The 17,718-nt window shown below is 59.4% G+C and carries 14 protein-coding genes; 9 read left to right on the top strand and 5 right to left on the bottom strand.

Annotated elements, in window-relative coordinates; all coding sequences use genetic code 11:
- The first annotated feature begins 192 nt into the window (after positions 1 to 192).
- The 3 genes from DXT77_RS03855 (at position 193) to DXT77_RS03845 (ending at position 2,171) form a co-directional block, all read left to right on the top strand.
- Positions 193 to 1,491 (top strand): phospholipase, encoded by a 1,299-nt coding sequence (locus DXT77_RS03855; RefSeq protein WP_119426686.1) that lies wholly within the window; start codon positions 193 to 195, stop codon positions 1,489 to 1,491.
- 11 nt (positions 1,492 to 1,502) lie between these two features.
- Positions 1,503 to 1,694 carry a hypothetical protein gene (locus DXT77_RS03850; protein WP_119426685.1) on the top strand — a complete coding sequence of 64 codons (192 nt, stop codon included), beginning with the start codon at positions 1,503 to 1,505 and terminating at the stop codon, positions 1,692 to 1,694.
- A 102-nt stretch (positions 1,695 to 1,796) separates the two neighbouring features.
- The gene (locus tag DXT77_RS03845) at positions 1,797 to 2,171 is read left to right on the top strand and encodes a hypothetical protein (RefSeq protein WP_096818914.1); all 375 of its coding nucleotides are present in this window, start codon (positions 1,797 to 1,799) and stop codon (positions 2,169 to 2,171) included.
- Between the two features lie 4 nt (positions 2,172 to 2,175).
- Here DXT77_RS03845 and DXT77_RS03840 read toward each other — a convergent pair whose 3' ends face one another.
- The 4 genes from DXT77_RS03840 to DXT77_RS03825 all read right to left on the bottom strand — a co-directional run bounded on the left by DXT77_RS03840 (position 2,176) and on the right by DXT77_RS03825 (position 6,668).
- Complete coding sequence (locus tag DXT77_RS03840; protein WP_085711808.1) at positions 2,176 to 2,922, bottom strand: FadR/GntR family transcriptional regulator; 747 nt, start codon at positions 2,920 to 2,922, stop codon at positions 2,176 to 2,178.
- A gap of 106 nt (positions 2,923 to 3,028) precedes the next feature.
- Positions 3,029 to 4,756 carry an ABC transporter ATP-binding protein/permease gene (locus tag DXT77_RS03835; RefSeq protein WP_119426684.1) on the bottom strand — a complete coding sequence of 576 codons (1,728 nt, stop codon included), beginning with the start codon at positions 4,754 to 4,756 and terminating at the stop codon, positions 3,029 to 3,031.
- A gap of 96 nt (positions 4,757 to 4,852) precedes the next feature.
- A complete protein-coding gene (locus DXT77_RS03830; protein ID WP_003221630.1) occupies positions 4,853 to 5,413 on the bottom strand; it encodes a response regulator transcription factor in 561 nt (186 codons plus the stop codon).
- Complete coding sequence (locus DXT77_RS03825) at positions 5,406 to 6,668, bottom strand: ATP-binding protein (protein ID WP_085711810.1); 1,263 nt, start codon at positions 6,666 to 6,668, stop codon at positions 5,406 to 5,408. The genes DXT77_RS03830 and DXT77_RS03825 overlap by 8 nt, the downstream gene beginning before the upstream one ends.
- A 226-nt stretch (positions 6,669 to 6,894) precedes the next feature.
- Between DXT77_RS03825 and DXT77_RS03820 the strand changes: the two genes are divergently transcribed.
- Positions 6,895 to 7,611, top strand: a complete 717-nt coding sequence (locus tag DXT77_RS03820) for an SIMPL domain-containing protein (protein ID WP_119426683.1) — start codon at positions 6,895 to 6,897, stop codon at positions 7,609 to 7,611.
- Positions 7,612 to 7,780: 169 nt separating this feature from the next.
- Here the strand turns inward: DXT77_RS03820 and DXT77_RS03815 are convergent, their stop codons facing one another.
- Positions 7,781 to 8,143, bottom strand: a complete 363-nt coding sequence (locus DXT77_RS03815) for a DUF6124 family protein (RefSeq protein ID WP_119426682.1) — start codon at positions 8,141 to 8,143, stop codon at positions 7,781 to 7,783.
- A gap of 907 nt (positions 8,144 to 9,050) precedes the next feature.
- Here DXT77_RS03815 and DXT77_RS03810 point away from each other — a divergent pair.
- The 5 genes from DXT77_RS03810 to DXT77_RS03790 all read left to right on the top strand — a co-directional run bounded on the left by DXT77_RS03810 (position 9,051) and on the right by DXT77_RS03790 (position 17,694).
- Positions 9,051 to 10,652 carry an ABC transporter substrate-binding protein gene (locus tag DXT77_RS03810; protein ID WP_119426681.1) on the top strand — a complete coding sequence of 534 codons (1,602 nt, stop codon included), beginning with the start codon at positions 9,051 to 9,053 and terminating at the stop codon, positions 10,650 to 10,652.
- A 260-nt stretch (positions 10,653 to 10,912) separates the two neighbouring features.
- Positions 10,913 to 12,535 (top strand): ABC transporter substrate-binding protein, encoded by a 1,623-nt coding sequence (locus DXT77_RS03805; RefSeq protein WP_119426680.1) that lies wholly within the window; start codon positions 10,913 to 10,915, stop codon positions 12,533 to 12,535.
- A 295-nt stretch (positions 12,536 to 12,830) separates the two neighbouring features.
- Positions 12,831 to 14,429: an ABC transporter substrate-binding protein gene (locus DXT77_RS03800; protein WP_119426679.1), complete on the top strand. Its 1,599-nt coding sequence runs from the start codon at positions 12,831 to 12,833 to the stop codon at positions 14,427 to 14,429.
- Between the two features lie 178 nt (positions 14,430 to 14,607).
- A complete protein-coding gene (locus DXT77_RS03795) occupies positions 14,608 to 16,020 on the top strand; it encodes an OprD family porin (protein ID WP_085711816.1) in 1,413 nt (470 codons plus the stop codon).
- A gap of 78 nt (positions 16,021 to 16,098) precedes the next feature.
- Complete coding sequence (locus DXT77_RS03790) at positions 16,099 to 17,694, top strand: ABC transporter substrate-binding protein (protein ID WP_119426678.1); 1,596 nt, start codon at positions 16,099 to 16,101, stop codon at positions 17,692 to 17,694.
- Positions 17,695 to 17,718 lie beyond the last annotated feature (24 nt).

Below are 17,718 nucleotides of genomic sequence, written 5' to 3'. Positions count from 1 at the left end.
TTCAGCCTTCGCCGAAGTTGTAGGTCATCGTACAACTTAAAAGATAACCGTCAACTGCATTTCATCGCTGGGGGCATTTTTTGTCGGACAAGATTTCTTTTTGACGTAGGCGTTTTCTCGACTAGGCTCGATTTTACTGTATATCCATACAGCAAAATAAGAACCCACCGACGACATATCAAGGAGAAAGAAATGTCCGGTCTACAACCAAAATGCCTTGAACAACCCACACCGGTCATCGCCCGTTTCGATGATCTTTTTACCCCAGGCGGCATCGCCTTCAGTGCCGAAAACCCGCACCTGGTACTGCACATTGCCGACTCGCACAGCGATGTCGAACCCGTTGCCTCCCGGCCCGGCAAAGCCATGAAAGTCAAACCGCCACTGCGCTTCGAAGGCGCGGAACACACGGCGATCGGTGATAGCACCCGGCTGCGCTTCGTTGAAAACGCCGAGCCGGTGCTCGCGCAAAACGTGCCCCTGCATCTGCCGAATGGACTGGCGCTGACCTATGGCCAGGTGCTCGCGCTGGGCGGTGATTTCTATGGAGTCGTCGACCGGCCGATCAACGAGGGCGTCACCCCGGCGGATCGCCTGCAACGCTTTTCAGCGGCGTTCGACACGCTAGCGACGCTCCCCGCCTCCCCGGCCGAAGCGCCGCAAATTCTGGCGATCATGCAAAAAGAGATCGATGCGGTTAAACAGGCGATCACGGATGGCAAAACACCCCACGAAGCCTACGACGCACTGGGAGATACGTTGTCGGAGGAGTGGAACAAAATCACCGGCGGCGGCAGTTTCGTCTCGGCGCTGTTCCCCCTCGGTCGCTATCTGAAACTGGCAGCCAACAACGCCGACCACTTCGGCGAATGGGCCCGGCAGGCCTACATCGCCGGGCACACTGCCGCGTTGCAAACCGCCGCAGCCGCCCACGCCAGTCAGGACGAGCTGCAACTGGAACGGGCTTACGCGATGAATGCGTTCGCCGACCACTACCTCACCGACCTGTTCTCCTCCGGGCATTTGCGGGTGCCGCGCAAGGCCATGGCCGCCGTCGTAACGCCGAGCGATCTGGGCTCGCTCATCACTCGCTTCATGCACGACGAAGACAGCAAGTTCGGTCTCAAGGTGCGCAACGGACATGGCGAGCAATGGCGTGCGTTCGGTGACAAGCGCTACTTCGACGCCACGGATGCCGACAACCGAAATCAAGTGAATCAAGCCGTACAGGATTCGGCGGACGAAGTGTATGCAGCGTATTCAAGCGGCAACGTACCGACCACCTTCAACGCGCTGCAACGGCTGCCGGATCTGACTGCCGTGATGAACCTGGCCAACAACTTCTCGCCACTGTTCCGCCTTCAGGGCAACAAAGTCCTGCGGCGCAAGGACGTGAACAACCTCAACGATACCGCCACCGTCGACGACTGGTGGGGCTGGAGCACTTACCTGCTGCTCAAGGACTATCACCCGACCGGCAACACGAATTAAGGAGCGATTCGATGAGCATCAAATTGAAACTGGAACTGGCCTCGGGCCAATCGTTGAAAGGTGCGCCGCTGCAATTGCTGCGCGACGGCGTGGCCATCGCCCGGACGTCGGTGGACGCTCAGGGGCACGCAACATTCGACGTCAGGCCCGGCCCGGGCAAACTGGCGGTCAGGGTCGATCGTTCGATTCTGCCCAAGAGCTGAAATGCCCGGACAAGATTGCCCCGGCGCGAATCGCTGATTCGCCGGGTAAAGTGCGACGACTGCCGCGAAGGATCGCGGCAGATCTTTCAAGGAGAACGAAGCATGACGTTTGCCGCTGCACACCTTCCACAGTTCCCCGATCACGCCAGCGACTCGATCATCCTGAGGCTGTCGACGCTGGATGACGATTTGATCGTTCAGGTACCCGATGGCCAGAACACACCGCCAAACTGGGATGTGTACCCGATCCTCGGCGATGATCCGGAAGAGCCTGAATGGCTGGGCTTGTCGGAGCCGACCGGCGTCTGGGATGACGCACTGGATGACATGGTCGGCCTGACCGGAATCGAACTGAGCATCCCCAGATTCGAGCTGGAAAAGTACCTGAACAGCACCGTCGAACTGCGTTACAAGTTTGCCGACGAGTCCAGTCTCGAACCTTGTTCGGAACCGCTGAGACTCTACGTCGAAGCCTGACCCCTCAACCCTGTGCCTGCGCCTCTTCATGGGCCTGACGCAGCCGTTCGCGGCTGTTGGTCAGGTGCAGGCGCATGGCCGCGCGGGCGGCATCGGCATCCTGACGGGCGATGGCCTCGTAGATTTCCTCATGCTCACGGCTCAGGCGATTCATGTAGTGCTGCTGATCGTCATGGGCCAGTCGCGCGGAGTTCAGCCGCGTGCGCGGAATGATGCTGGTGCCCAGGTGGGTCATGATGTCGGTGAAGTAGCGGTTGCCGGTGGACAGCGCGATTTGCAGATGAAACTGGAAATCCGACGCCACCGCATCGCTGGCATGGGCAACGCTTTCGTTCAGCGCATCGAGGGCGGCGCGCATCGCGGCCAGTTGTTCGGCACTGCGACGCTGTGCGGCGAGGCCGGCGGATTCGACTTCCAGGCTGATGCGGAACTCGAGAATCGCCAGTACGTCACGCAGGGTGACCACGGTGGCCGGGTCGATCCGGAAACCGCTCGGGCTCGGGGTGTCGAGAACGAAGGTGCCGATACCGTGGCGGGTTTCGACCTGTCCTGCAGCCTGCAACCGGGAAATCGCCTCGCGCACCACGGTGCGGCTGACACCATGGGCTTCCATGATCGCCGACTCGGTGGGCAACTTGTCGCCACGCTTGAGCAGACCGTCGCGGATCTGCTCGGTCAGCACCGTCACCAGTTCCTGTGCCAGGCTGCGGCGCTTGCGAGGGAGGCGCGGGGTGTCGATCGGGGTTTCCATGGTCTGCGTTTGTCTCGAAAATTCGGTAAGAGGGGCATCATAGCCCAAGGGAGTTGTACGATCACCGTCCTCTGTGGGAGCAGGCTCCCACAGAGGACGGTGCACATCAGGCCGTCACGGTCTGCTCGACCAGATGCCCGCTGTCGATCCGCACATGCCGTGGATGGAAGCGCTTGAGGCTGCTGCGATGGCCGACGCTGACGATGCTCAGGCCCGGCAGCTGATCGATCAGGGCCTGATACAGCGTGGCCTCGTCTTCTTCGTCCATCGCCGACGTCGCTTCGTCCATGTACAGCCAGTGCGGTGCGTAGAGCAGCGCACGGGCGAAGGCCAGACGTTGCTGCTCACCCGGCGAGAGCATGCGTTGCCAGTGGTTGGCTTCGTCCAGTCGCGCTACCAGGTGCGGCAGACGGCAGGTTTCCAGCACTTGTGCATAACGCTCAGGCGAGTAGGTGTCGCCCGGTTGTGGATAACTCAAGGCGTCGCGCAGGGTGCCGATCGGCAGATACGGCTTCTGTGGCAGGAACAGATAACGTGCCGACGGCAAGCGAATGCTGCCGTGACCCGACGGCCACAGATGCCCCATCGCCCGGAACAGCGTGGATTTGCCGCTGCCGGAGCGGCCACTGAGCATCACCCGGTCGCCCGGTTTTACGGTCATCGTGGCACTGGTCAGCAGATGACGACCATCGGCCAGATCGAGCCCGAGGTTGTGTACCTTCAATTCGCTGCCCTGATTCTGCACGTCGATGGCCGGTGCACGTTCTTCGTTGCTGGTCATGGCCTGATGGAAGCTCAGCAGACGATCGCACGTGGCGCGCCAGGAAGCGAGGTTCTGGTAAGCACTGATGAACCAGCTGAAACTCTCCTGAACGTTGCCGAATGCCGAGCTGATCTGCATGAGTTCACCGAGCTCGATCTTGCCGGCGAGGTAACGCGGCGAGGCGACGATGAATGGGAAAATGATCGCGGCCTGGCTGTAACCGGCCGTGAAAAACGTCAGGCGCTTGGAGACTTTCATGATGTCCCAGAAGTTGTGCCAGACATTGCCGAAGCGGCCGCTCAAGCGACGATTCTCATTCGGCTCGCCGTTGTACAGAGCAATGCTTTCGGCATTTTCCCGAATCCGCACCATGGAAAAACGCAGGTCGGCTTCGAAGCGTTGTTGTTGGTTGTTCAGACCGATCAAACGACGACCGATCAAGTGCGTCAACCAACTGCCCACCACCGCGTAAACCAGCACGCACCAGAACATGTAGCCGGGAATGGTGATGCCATAGACTTCGATGCTGCCCGAGACGCCCCACAAAATAATCGAAAACGATACCAGGCTGACGATATTGCGCAGCAGCCCGATACCCAGCTCAAGGGTATTGGAGGTGAAATTGTTGAGGTCTTCGGAAATCCGCTGGTCCGGGTTGTCGGTGTAACCACCCTGCTCCAGCTGGTAGTAATTCTTGTCGGCGAGCCAACGGGAAAAATGCTTTTCAGTAAGCCAGGCTCGCCAGCGGATCGTCAGCATCTGAGTCAGGTAGAGCCGATACACCGCACCGACAATCGCGACCGCAGCAATCGCGCAGAAGTACAGGATCAGATGCCAGAACGCCGCTTCATCTTTCTTTTGCAGCGCATTGTAGAAATCCTTGTACCAAGTGTTGAACCACACCGAGATGCCCACGCTGAGCAGCGAGAGTGCAATCACGGCAATCAGCAATGTCCAGGCCTTGCCCTTCTCTTCGCTGCGCCAGTAAGGCGTGGTCATGGCCCACACCTTGCGAAAAAACTGCCCGCGCACAGCATCGTTGACCGCGGAATATTCAGCGTTCTGATTCATGGAAAAGGCTCGATAAAGAAAAGAACAGACACGCACCGATCATAGTTGATCGGTGCGCTTTATCGCGAGGACTGGCGATGGCCGTTCAGCGCAGGTTCAGCGACGAACCGGGCGCTTCTGCAGCTTGCGCTGCAAGGTACGGCGGTGCATGCCCAGGGCGCGGGCAGTGGCGGAGATGTTGCCTTCGTGCTCGGTCAGCACGCGCTGGATGTGTTCCCACTGCAGACGGTCCACCGACATCGGGTTTTCCGGCACCAGGCTGTCGAGGTCGGCGTGTTCGGACAGCAGCGCCGCCAGCACGTCGTCGGCGTCCGCCGGTTTGCACAGGTAGTTGCAGGCGCCGCGCTTGATCGCTTCGACCGCCGTGGCGATGCTCGAGTAACCGGTGAGAATCACCACGCGCATTTCCGGGTCCAGCTCCAGCAGCTTCGGCAGCAGGACCAGGCCGGAGTCGCCGTCCATTTTCAAGTCCAGCGCCGCATAGTCCGGCAGATCGGCCTGGGCGATGGTCAGGCCTTCCTCGGCGGAACCGGCGGTGCTGACGCGAAAACCACGGCGAGCCATGGCACGAGCCATCACCCGGGTAAAGGTCGCGTCGTCATCGACCAGCAGCAAATGCGGCAGTTCTTCGCCTTCGACTTGGATTTCGTCACTCATGTTGCTCTCCTCGGGCGCCGTGGGGCAGGCGCAGCTCGGTGAGCGTGCCGCCTTCCTCATGACTATAGAGTTTCACTGAGCCGCCGGCGCGTGTCACGCTGGCCTTGCTCAAAAACAGGCCCAGGCCGAAACCTTTGCCCTTGGTGGTAAAAAACGGTTTGCCGATCTGCTCGGCGATGGCCAGCGGCACACCGGCGCCATGATCGCGAATGCTGATGGTCAGGTCTTCGGCAGTCCAGTCCAAGGTCACCTGAAGATTTTCCGGGCAGGCGTCGGCGGCGTTGTTCAACAGATTCAACAGTGCCTGGGTCAGATCCGGCGGCGGAGCCACGCGCGGCAGCGTGCCCTGGCCCAAACGCTGGAAACGGTAACTGGCTTCGGGGCGCATCAGGTGCCAGCGGTTGAGCGCTTCGTCGAGCCACTCGGTGACATCCTGCATCTCCACCGCCATCCGGCGATTGGCTTCGGCGGCGCGCACCAATTGTTGCAGGGTCTCCTTGCAGAGCTTGACCTGATCCTTCAACACCTTCAGGTCTTCCTGAAGCATCGGGTCGTGATGATCCTGCTGCATTTCGTTGAGCAACACGCTCATGGTCGCCAGCGGCGTGCCCAGTTCATGAGCGGCACCGGCGGCCTGAGTCGCCACGGCCAGCAATTGCTGATCGCGCAGACCTTCTTCGCGGCGGATTGCACGCAACTCTTCCTGGCGGCGCAGCTCTTCAGCCATGCGCGCCGCGAAGAAGGTAATCACCGCGGCAGCAAGGGCGAAGCTCAGCCACATGCCGTAGATCTGCAGGTTCTCCCGGGCCACCGGCAAGGTTTCCAGCGGATAGAAGTGCGTCAGCATCAGGGTGTACAAGGCCAGCGCAATGCCGGACAGCACCACCGAATAACGCCACGGCAGTGTCACTGCAGCGATGGTCAGCGGCACCAGATAATACGAAACGAACGGGTTGGTCGACCCACCGGAGAAGTACAGCAAGGCGCTGTGGATAACCAGGTCGCAGGCCAGCTGCAGCGCGTATTCGAGCTCGGTGACCGGCCACGACGTGCGCAAGCGCACGGCGGTGAACACACACAGCAGAATCGAACAGCCGAGGGTCATCACCAGTTGCACCCACGGCAACGGCAACAGTTCCAGCCAGTAGGCCAGGCCCACGGAACCGGCCTGCGCGGCGAGCACCAGGGTGCGGATGAAAGTCAGCCGCCAGAGGTTCTGGCGAGTGGCGGAAGTCAGTTGTACGGGGGCGAGCATGAGCTCTCCTGATGAGCGCTCCAGGCGGATCGCACGGAGTATAACCAAGGCGCGGGCTTGAGAGGCGAAAGTGCGGCAAACGACCACATGGCAAAAAGCGGCGCGGCGGCTATAAGGCCCATCTGTATAGAAGTTGTAACTGGGCGAACCGGATCATAAAAGCTAGAGTCTGATGGTTTCACGCAGGCCCCCGAACCATCACCTGCGCCCTCATCAAGGAGCTTTCATGCACACATTTCGCCGCAGCGCCGCCCTTCTCGCCCTGACCGTCGGCAGCGTCGCCAGCCTTCCGGCCCTGGCCGCCGATGAGCTGCACTACAACCAGATTTCCCTGCGCGCCGAAGTCAGCCAGGAAGTGGCCCGCGACCTGATGATCGTGACCCTCTACACCGAAGAACAGAACACCGACCCGGCCAAACTCGCCGCCGACGTCAGCACCACCATGAACAAGGCCCTCGCCCAGGCCAAGCAGGTCAAAGACATCACCCTGCGCCAGGGCAGCCGCAACAGCTACCCGATCTACGACACCAAGGGCCAGAAAATCACCGGCTGGCGCGAACGCGCCGAACTGCGCCTGGAAAGCACCGACTTCGCCGCCCTGTCCAAACTCACCGGCGAGTTGCTGACCGACCTGAAAATGGGCGGCATGGACTTCGCCATCGCCGACCCGACCCGCAAGGCCAGCGAAGACAAACTGCTGAAAGAAGCCGTCACCGCCTTCAAGGCCCGCGCCCAACTGGCCACCGACGCCCTGGGCGGCAAGGGCTACAAAATCGTCAACCTGAACCTCAACAGCAACGGCTTCCCGCAACCCTACATTCGCGCCCCGATGATGATGAAAGCCGCCGGCATGGACGCAGCACCGGTCACGCCTGAAGTCGAAGCCGGCACCAGCCAGGTCAGCCTGACCGCCGACGGCTCGATTGAAGTGTTGATGCAGTGATTGAATGACGGCTGAATGAAAAACCGGCGATCAGAAAATGATCGCCGGTTTTTTTATGCCCGGGATATGGGTTGTCAGCTCCACCGTCATCGCTAGCAGGCTAGCTCCCACATTTGGAATGCGGACTCCTGTGGGAGCCAGCCTGCTGGCGATGAACGATGACACGGTCTCAGGTTTGCGGATCAACCCGGTCCAGCGCCCGGTTCACCGCAAGCTCGGCCAGCATGATGATCTGCTGGATGCCGAGCGCCGTACTGCGCTGCGAACCGCTGAGTTCATTGCTGAAATTGCTGGCGATGGTACTGGCCGACGCCAGGGACTCGCAGGCATTGGCCAGCAGGCTTTCGGTGTCGACGTTGGGCGTGACCATGTACATCGTGCTCGGCGGGCGTGGTTTGGAAAGGTTGGGGCAGAGATAGAAATCGAGGGCACGCTTGATGGCTTCGCGGTTGCGGGCGAGGTCTTCGGCGCGCATGGCTTCTTCGAGGGGCGTGGAGGTTTCGAGGGGTGGGTCGGGGACTGGCTTGTTCATGGAACATTTCCTTATGAATGTGCGCCACTCATTTCCGATCTCACTCGCGAAATGAGGTGGCAACTATGTACGGAGTGAGATTACCGGTAAGGAAACCAACCCGGCCGGACCGAAGTCCGCCCGTACATAGCCGCCATAAAGAACTGCCGACAGCATGAACTGGCGGCGATTATGGGGCGGCTTGCGCTGGTTTCCAAATTCAGTAACCGGGAATCTCACTTCCCGATCGCAGAATCTTCTGCGACAACCAAAGACTAGGGACCGTGCTTCCGACGGACAACCTGAAAACCTTGTGGGAAGGTTCAGTGAATCCCACACATCTTTAAACATTCGAAAATGGAACGCGGAGCGTCCCGGGCTGCATTCCCACGCGGAGCGTGGGAACGATCAATCCCCACAAGATCTGGTCGGCTGTCAGGCCGCCATCGCCAGCAGGCTGGCTCCCACAGGAAAGCAGTTCGCTTTCCGCTTCCCACCACTCAACACGATGAGCGTTAGCTCGAGTACCGCTTTTGATCTTCGGGCGACGTCGGAAGGCTGAGTGGAGGGATTTATCCGGGGGTGGGAGCGCAGCGACCGTTTGGCGAAGCCAAACACATCGAGAGGAGGTGCAGCGAAGCAAACCGTAGGCGATGCCCCCGGATGAATCCCGGAGCGAAGGAACCCCGAGCCTCAGCGAGCGGGCCGAACGTAGGAGCAAGCGTTTTTGGTTACTTTTTAGGCGTTTGTAAAAAGTGACCCGCCGTAAGGGCGGAACCATAAGCCGCAGCACCCGAAAAAACGGATATGCCCAAAAACCGCTGGATATACCGAGATAGACGCATCCCCTCAAAAAACGATATTTCCGATCCCCCCCAAATCCCCGCTAACCTCAAACCACAACCACCTAAAAACCCACGGGCCAGACATGCATAGATTCACTCTAAAACCACTTCTAATAACCCTGGCCCTGACCGCCATAACCCCAATCGCAAACGCAGCAACAACCCTGGTCTACTGCTCCGAAGCCAGCCCCGCAGGCTTCGACCCGAGCCAATACACCAGCGGTACCGACTTCGACGCCTCCGCCGAAACCGTCTTCAACCGCCTCACCCAATTCAAACGCGGCGGCACCGAAGTCGAACCCGGTCTGGCCACAAGCTGGGACGTAACCCCGGACGGCCTCCAGTACACCTTCCACCTGCGCCAGAACGTAAAATTCCACACCACGGATTACTTCACCCCGACCCGCCCCTTCAACGCCGACGACGTACTGTTCACCTTCCAGCGCCTGCTCGACCCGGACAACGCCTTCCGCAAGGCCTACCCCGCCGAGTCCCCCTACTTCACCGACATGGACCTGAACACCACGATCAAATCCGTGGAAAAACTCGACGAAAACACCGTGCGCTTCAACCTGAACAACGTCGACGCCGCGTTCGTGCAAAACCTCGCCATGAGCTTCGCCTCGGTGCAATCGGCCGAATACGCCGCGCAGTTGCTGAAGGAAGGCAAGGCAGCAGACATCAACCAGAAACCGGTCGGCACCGGTCCGTTTGTGTTCAAGCGTTACCAGAAGGACTCGCAGATCCGCTACGCGGCGAACAAGGACTACTGGAAACCCGAAGATGTGAAAATCGACAACCTTGTGTTCTCGATCACCCCGGACGCCGCCGTCCGCCTGCAGAAGCTCAAGACCGGCGAATGCCAGGTCAGCGGCTACCCGCGCCCGGCCGACATCGACGTGATGGAAAAAGACCCGAACCTGCGCGTGTTGAAGCAGGCCGGTTTCAACCTCGGTTTCCTCGCCTACAACACCACCCATCCGCCGCTGGACCAATTAAAGGTGCGTCAGGCCCTGGACATGGCCATCGACAAACCGGCGATCATCAAGGCGGTTTATCAAAGTGCCGGGCAACTGGCACAGAACGCCTTGCCACCCGCGCAATGGTCCTATGACCCGAACATCAAGGACGCACCCTATGACCCCGTGAAAGCCAAGGCGCTACTCAAGGAAGCAGGGGTTGCACCGGGTACAACCATCAACCTCTGGGCGATGACCGTGCAGCGTGCTTCCAACCCCAATGCGCGAATGTCGGCACAGATGATCCAGCAGGATTGGGAGAAGATCGGCATCAAGGCCAACATCGTCAGCTATGAGTGGGGCGAGTACATCAAGCGCGCCAAGAATGGCGAACACGACGCGATGATCTATGGCTGGACCGGTGACAACGGCGACCCGGACAACTGGCTGGGCGTGCTTTACAGCTGCGCGGCTGTGAAAGGCAGCAACTACGCCAAATGGTGCGATCCGGCCTACGACAAGCTGGTGCAGCAGGCCAAGGTGTCCACCGATAAATCGCAACGGGTAAAACTGTATCAACAGGCGCAACTGATCCTTAAACAGCAGGTGCCGATCACACCGATCGCCAACTCCACGGTGTTCCAGCCACTGCGCAAGGAAGTCACCGACTTCAAGATCAGCCCGTTCGGTCTAACCCCCTTCTATGGCGTGGGTATAAATAAGTAACACCCGGCCCCAAGGCGGCGCGCAAATCGTGACCAATGCACCGTTTTGGGGCTTCATTTGCACCGTAAAAACCGACCGCAAACGGTCAAATGCGTCAGAAGTTATACAGATGCGACATTAAGGTACGTTCGTGCCACCGTTTGATGCCGCCGGGCGCTCTGGATCTTGCATTGGGTATGGGCCCTGCATAAGTATCCGCAGGCACGACTCACGAGGTCGTACCTCAATATTAAAAAATGACAACAAATCATGAGGCCAACATGCTTAAACACGCGGTCATTCCGTTTTTAGTCGGCGCAGGCTTGTTAGCCTCCGCACCTTTCGCTTCCGCTGCGACTAACCTGGTGTTCTGCTCCGAAGGCAGCCCGGCCGGTTTCGACCCAGGCCAATACACCACCGGAACCGACTTCGACGCCTCAGCCGAAACCATGTTCAACCGTCTGACCCAGTTCGAGCGTGGCGGTACCGCCGTGATTCCTGGTCTAGCGACCAAGTGGGACATCTCGGATGACGGCCTGACTTACACCTTCCACCTGCGTGAAGGCGTCAAGTTCCACACCACCCCGTATTTCAAGCCGACTCGTGAGTTCAACGCCGACGACGTGCTGTTCACCTTCAATCGCATGATTAACAAGGATGACCCGTTCCGTAAGGCGTACCCGACCGAATTCCCGTACTTCACCGACATGGGGATGGATACCAACATCACCAAGATCGATAAAGTCGACGACCACACCGTCAAGTTCACTCTGAAAGAAGTCGACGCCGCGTTCATCCAGAACATGGCCATGAGCTTCGCGTCGGTTCAGTCCGCCGAGTACGCAGCGCAGCTGCTGAAGGAAGGCAAGGCGGCCGACATCAACCAGAAGCCGATCGGCACTGGTCCGTTCGTGTTCAAGAGCTACCAGAAAGACTCCAACATCCGTTACACCGGCAACAAGGATTACTGGAAACCTGAAGACGTGAAGATCGACAACCTGATCTTCGCCATCACCACCGACCCGTCGGTACGTATCCAGAAGCTGAAGAAGAACGAGTGCCAGGTCACTCTGTTCCCGCGTCCGGCCGACCTCGCCGCACTGAAAGCCGATCCTGCGTTGAAGATGCCTGACCAGGCCGGTTTCAACCTGGGCTACATCGCCTACAACGTGATGGACAAGGTCAAGGGCAGCAACGAAGCCAACCCGCTGGCCGATCTGCGCGTTCGCCAGGCGCTGGACATGGCCGTCAACAAGCCACAGATCATCGACTCGGTTTACCAGGGCGCAGGCCAACTGGCCGTCAACGCCATGCCGCCGACCCAGTGGTCCTATGACACCACCATCAAGGACGCCAAGTACGATCCCGAGAAAGCCAAGCAGTTGCTCAAGGAAGCCGGCGTCAAGGAAGGCACCGAGATCGTCCTGTGGGCGATGCCGGTTCAGCGTCCGTACAACCCGAACGCCAAACTGATGGCCGAAATGCTCCAGTCCGACTGGAAGAAGATCGGTCTGAACGTGAAGATCACCAGCTATGAGTGGGGCGAGTACATCAAACGCTCCAAAGGTGGCGAGAACCAGGCCATGATCATTGGCTGGAGCGGTGACAATGGTGACCCGGACAACTGGCTCAACGTGTTGTTTGGTTGCGACTCGCTGAGCGGCAACAACTTCTCCAAATGGTGCGACAAGAAATTCGACGGCCTCGTGAAAGAAGCCAAGCGCACCACTGACCAGGCCAAGCGCACCGAACTCTACAAAGAGGCGCAGCACGTCCTCAAAGACGCAGTCCCCATGACACCTATCGCTCACTCGACGGTGTATCAACCCATGCGCGCCAACGTGCAGGACTTCAAGATCAGCCCGTTCGGCTTGAACTCCTTCTACGGCGTCAGCATCAAGTAAAAAAAGCAGCGGCGACGTTTTCAGCGTCGCCGCTGCTTTTTTCTGCCGAATAGTCAGGAATTTGCCTACATCCATTTCCACTCGGTCTGACCGTGTTGGTTTAGGACGTGTCGCCTTTTCCTACGAGTCTTTAGGACTCAGCGCATTTACTGCCAGACCTGCGGCCCCTACCGTCAGGTTCTGACCAGTGACTGCGTGGGCTATCGGTTTGCTGTGGGTTTGAGCTCAATGCAGCCACAACTTCCCTGGAAGGGATCGCGGCGCATTGAAAAACACTGAGACAAGAGGGAGCGTCATGCGCCACACCTTGGTTTTTTCCGCATTGCTGGGCGCCGGCCTGTTGGCCGCCACGTCCGCGAGTTTTGCCGCCAGCGACAGTCTGGTGTTCTGCTCCGAAGGCAGCCCGGCCGGTTTCGATACTGCGCAGTACACGACCGCGACCGATAACGACGCCGCCGAACCGCTGTACAACCGTCTGGCCGAGTTCGAAAAAGGCGCGACCAATGTCGTACCGGGCCTGGCAACGAGCTGGGATATTTCCGAGGATGGCCTCAAGTACACCTTTCACCTGCGTGAAGGGGTGAAATTTCATACAACGCCGTACTTCAAGCCTACCCGCGATTTCAACGCCGACGACGTGCTGTTCACGTTTAACCGCATGCTCGATCCGCAACAGCCCTTCCGTAAGGCTTATCCGACCGAGTTCCCGTATTTCAACGGGATGAGCCTCAACAAGAACATCGCCAAGGTCGAGAAGACCGGGCCGCTGACCGTGGAGTTCACGCTCAACAGCGTCGACGCCGCGTTCATCCAGAACATCGCCATGAGCTTCGCCGCCATTCTGTCCGCCGAATACGCCGACAAGCTGTTGGCCGAAGGCAAACCGAGCGACATCAACCAGAAGCCGGTCGGCACTGGTCCGTTCGTGTTCAAGAGCTATCAGAAAGACTCGAACATCCGCTACACCGGCAACCCGCATTACTGGGATCAGAGCCGGGTGAAGCTGAAGAACCTGATTTTCGCGATCAATACCGACGCCTCGGTCCGCGTGCAGAAGCTCAAGGCCGGCGAATGCCAGGTCACGCTGCATCCACGCCCGGCGGATGTGCCGGCACTGAAGAACGACACGAAACTGCAACTGATCGAAAAGCCGGGCTTCAACCTCGGCTACATCGCCTACAACGTGCGCCACAAACCGTTCGACCAGCTCGAAGTGCGTCAGGCGCTGGACATGGCGGTGAATAAACAGGGGATTCTCAACGCTGTTTACCAGGGCGCCGGTCAACTGGCGGTCAACGCCATGCCGCCGACCCAATGGTCCTACGACACCAGCATCAAGGACGCCGCCTACAACCCGGAAAAAGCCAAGGAACTGCTCAAGGCTGCCGGCGTCAAGGAAGGCACCGAGATCACCCTGTGGGCCATGCCGGTGCAGCGCCCGTACAACCCGAACGCCAAGCTGATGGCCGAAATGCTCCAGGCAGACTGGGCGAAGATCGGTCTGAAAGTGAAGATCGTCAGCTACGAATGGGGCGAGTACATCAAGCGCACCAAGAATGGCGAACACGATGTCAGCCTGATCGGCTGGACCGGTGACAACGGGGACCCGGACAACTGGCTCGGCACGCTGTACAGCTGCGACGCCATTGGCGGCAACAACTATTCCATGTGGTGCGACCCGGCTTACGACAAGCTGATCAAAGAGGCCAAGGTCGTCACCGACCGCGACCAGCGCACCGTGCTCTACAAACAGGCCCAGCAATTGCTCAAGCAGCAAGTGCCGATTACGCCTGTCGCCCACTCGACGGTCAACCAGCCGCTGAGCGCCAGGGTTGAAGGATTCAAGGTCAGTCCCTTCGGCCGCAACGTGTTTTCGGGTGTCAGCATCGATTAAACCCATAACCGATTAGCCGCAATGCTGAGGAGGCTGTCTACCTCCTCACGCAAGCGCTTTGCCGAAATTTGCCGATCAGGCTTTTTGCAAACGTTTGCGATGTGTGAATGAGTTCTAAAACCAAAAACCGGCCCTACAAAAAAAGCCGGCATAAAAAGAAAGTAAAGGAGCTTCACCCATGAAACTGAGCAGCACCGCGATACTGGCCTTGGCCATCAGCAGCATCACCGCCACGGCGTTTGCCGAGGAGCAGAGCCAGGCGTTCACCCCGGTGACCGTCAACGAGAAAAGCGCCCAGGCTGACGCCACCGGCTTCCTCGAAGGCTCCAAAGTCAGCGGCACGACCCGTAACTGGTACGCCAACGAACAACTGAAGCGCGGCGGCAAGTTCACTTACCGCAAAGACGGCGTTGCCACCCCGACCGATCGTCGTATCAACTGGGTACAGGGCACCATCGTCAACTTCACCTCCGGCTTCACTCAGGGCACCGTGGGTGTCAGCACTGAAGTGGCCGCCTACAACGCCGTGGCGTTGGAGCGTGACCGCAAGGCCCTGGCCTCCAACAACGGTGGTGCACCGGGTTCGCGTCCAGGCGCGGGCAACAACCGTACCCTGACCAAGGAAGGCGGTGATGCCGAAGGCCAGTGGAGCAAACTGGGTCTGGCCAACGTCAAGTTCCGTGTTTCCAACACCACCCTGACCGCCGGTCGCCAGAACTTCAGCACGCCAATCGTCGACACCATCGGCAACCGTGCGCTGCCTTCGAGCTTTGAAGGTGTGAGCCTGCACAGCGAAGAGCTGAACAACCTGTCGTTCGACGCCGGCAGCTTCGACCGCGTATCGCCGCGTACCGAAGAGAGCCTGTCGAAATTCCGCACCGAGTACAGCGCCAACGGCGCCGAAACCGATCGCGTGAGCATCGTCGGCCTGAACTACCAGCCGCTGCAGAGCCTGAAGACCAGCCTGTACGCCTCCAAGGCTGAAGACTTCTGGAACCAGTACTACTTCGGCGCCACCCACGAACTGGGTGACAGCAACGTCGTGAGCCTGACCACCGGCCTGAACTACTACAAGACCGTCGATACCGGCAAGAAAGAGATGGGCAACATCGACAACGACACCTACTCGCTGTCGTTCGGCCTGACTCACCAGGCTCACAGCCTGACCTTCTCGTACCAGGCGATCAACGGCGACGAATACTTCGACTACCTGCACGAAACCAACGGCATCTACCTGGCCAACTCCCTGCTGTCCGACTTCAACGGCCCGAACGAGAAATCCTTCCAGGTCGCCTACGGTCTGAACATGGCCGAATACGGCGTGCCAGGCCTGAAGTTCAACATTTACCAGGCCCGCGGCTGGGGCATCGACGGTACTCACTACACCGGCACTGCGTATGACGTACGCAGCATGGACGGCGAGCACCACTACGAATACGGCATCGGTGCCACTTACGCGGTACAGAGCGGCCCGCTCAAGGCGACCACCGTGCGTGCCACCTACACCGCTCACCGCGCCAGCGAAAACCAGGCTGACGGCAGCATCAACGAGTTCCGTCTCGTGACCACCGTACCGTTCAACATTCTGTAAAAACGCGTGCCAGCGGCTGACTCAGTGACGAGTCAGCCGTTCGGCTTTTTGTCTTCAACCGATTGCAGAGGGTTATCGATGAAAATGCTTCCCCTACGTGCGGCCGTCGCTGCCGCCCTGTTGAGCGCCGCCATCGGCGTCTCGGCCAAACCCTTGGTGGTCTGCACCGAAGCCAGTCCGGAAGGCTTCGATATGGTCCAGTACACGACTGCAGTCACTGCCGACGCGGTGGCCGAAACCATTTTCAACCGCCTGGCCGACTTCAAGCCCGGCACCACTGAAGTGATCCCGGCACTCGCCGAGTCCTGGGACATCAGCGACGACGGCCTGACCTACACGTTCCACCTGCGCCAAGGCGTCAAGTTTCACACCACCGACTATTTCAAGCCGACCCGCGACCTGAACGCCGACGACGTGGTCTGGAGCTTCCAGCGTCAGCTGGACCCGAATCACCCGTGGCACAAGCTGTCGAGCGTGGGCTTCCCGTACTTTGAAAGCATGGGCTTCAAGGAACTGCTCAAGAGCGTCGAGAAAGTCGACGACAACACCGTCAAGTTCACCCTGACCCGCCGCGAAGCGCCGTTCCTGGCCGACATCGCCATGGCGTTCTCCTCGATCTACCCGGCCGAATACGCCGACCAGTTGCTCAAGTCCGGCAAGACCGGCGACCTGAACAACAAACCGGTCGGCACTGGCCCGTTCGTCTTCCAGCGCTACAACAAGGACGCCCAGGTTCGCTTCAAGGCCAACCCGGACTACTTCCGTGGCAAGCCGCCAGCCGACGCGTTGATCCTGGCCATCGCCACCGACAACAATGTGCGCCTGCAGAAGCTCAAGGCCAACGAGTGCCAGATCGCGCTGTATCCGAAGCCGGATGACATCCCGAGCATCAAGAAAGACGACAAGCTGAAAGTCGATGAAATGGACGCGATGACCGTCTCGTACATCGCCATGAACACCCAGCACAAATACATCAGCGACGTGCGCGTGCGTAAAGCGATCGACATCGCCTTCGACAAGGAAGCCTATGTCAACGCCCTGTTCGGCAAGGGCAACGCGACCGTGGCGGTCAACCCATACCCGCCGACCCTGCTGGGCTACAACCACGAGCTGAAAAACCCGCCACGTGACCTCGACGCAGCGCGCAAACTGCTCAAGGAAGCCGGCGTGCCGGAAGGCACCGTGTTTACCCTGTTTACCCGCAACGGCGGCGGCCCGACCAACCCGAACCCGATGCTCGGCGCGCAAATGATGCAGGCTGACCTGGCGAAAGTCGGGATCAAGATCGACATCCGCGTGATGGAATGGGGCGAAATGCTCAAGCGCGCCAAGGCCGGCGAACACGATATGGTGTCGGCCGGATGGGCGGGCGACAACGGCGACCCGGATAACTTCCTGACGCCTATGCTCAGTTGCGAGGCCGCCAAGAACGGCGAAAACTACGCCCGCTGGTGCAACGAGAAATTCCAGACCCTGCTCGACGAAGCACGGGCTAAAGTAGATCCGGCCGAACGCGCCAAACTGTATGAAGAAGCCCAGGCCATCTTCAATCAGGACCAACCGTGGATCAGCATGGCCCACACCCGGATGTTCACCGCAATGCGCAACAACGTAGAGGGTTATCACATCAGCCCTCTGACAACCAATAACTTCGCCACCACCCAGGTGAAGTAGATAAGAAACTCCCGGCCTCCCTGA

The organism is Pseudomonas sp. 91RF (assembly GCF_003576265.1).
Lineage (GTDB): Bacteria > Pseudomonadota > Gammaproteobacteria > Pseudomonadales > Pseudomonadaceae > Aquipseudomonas > Aquipseudomonas kribbensis.
The sequence above is the reverse complement of the archived record's forward strand: the minus strand, read 5'-3'. Positions and strand labels throughout refer to the sequence as shown.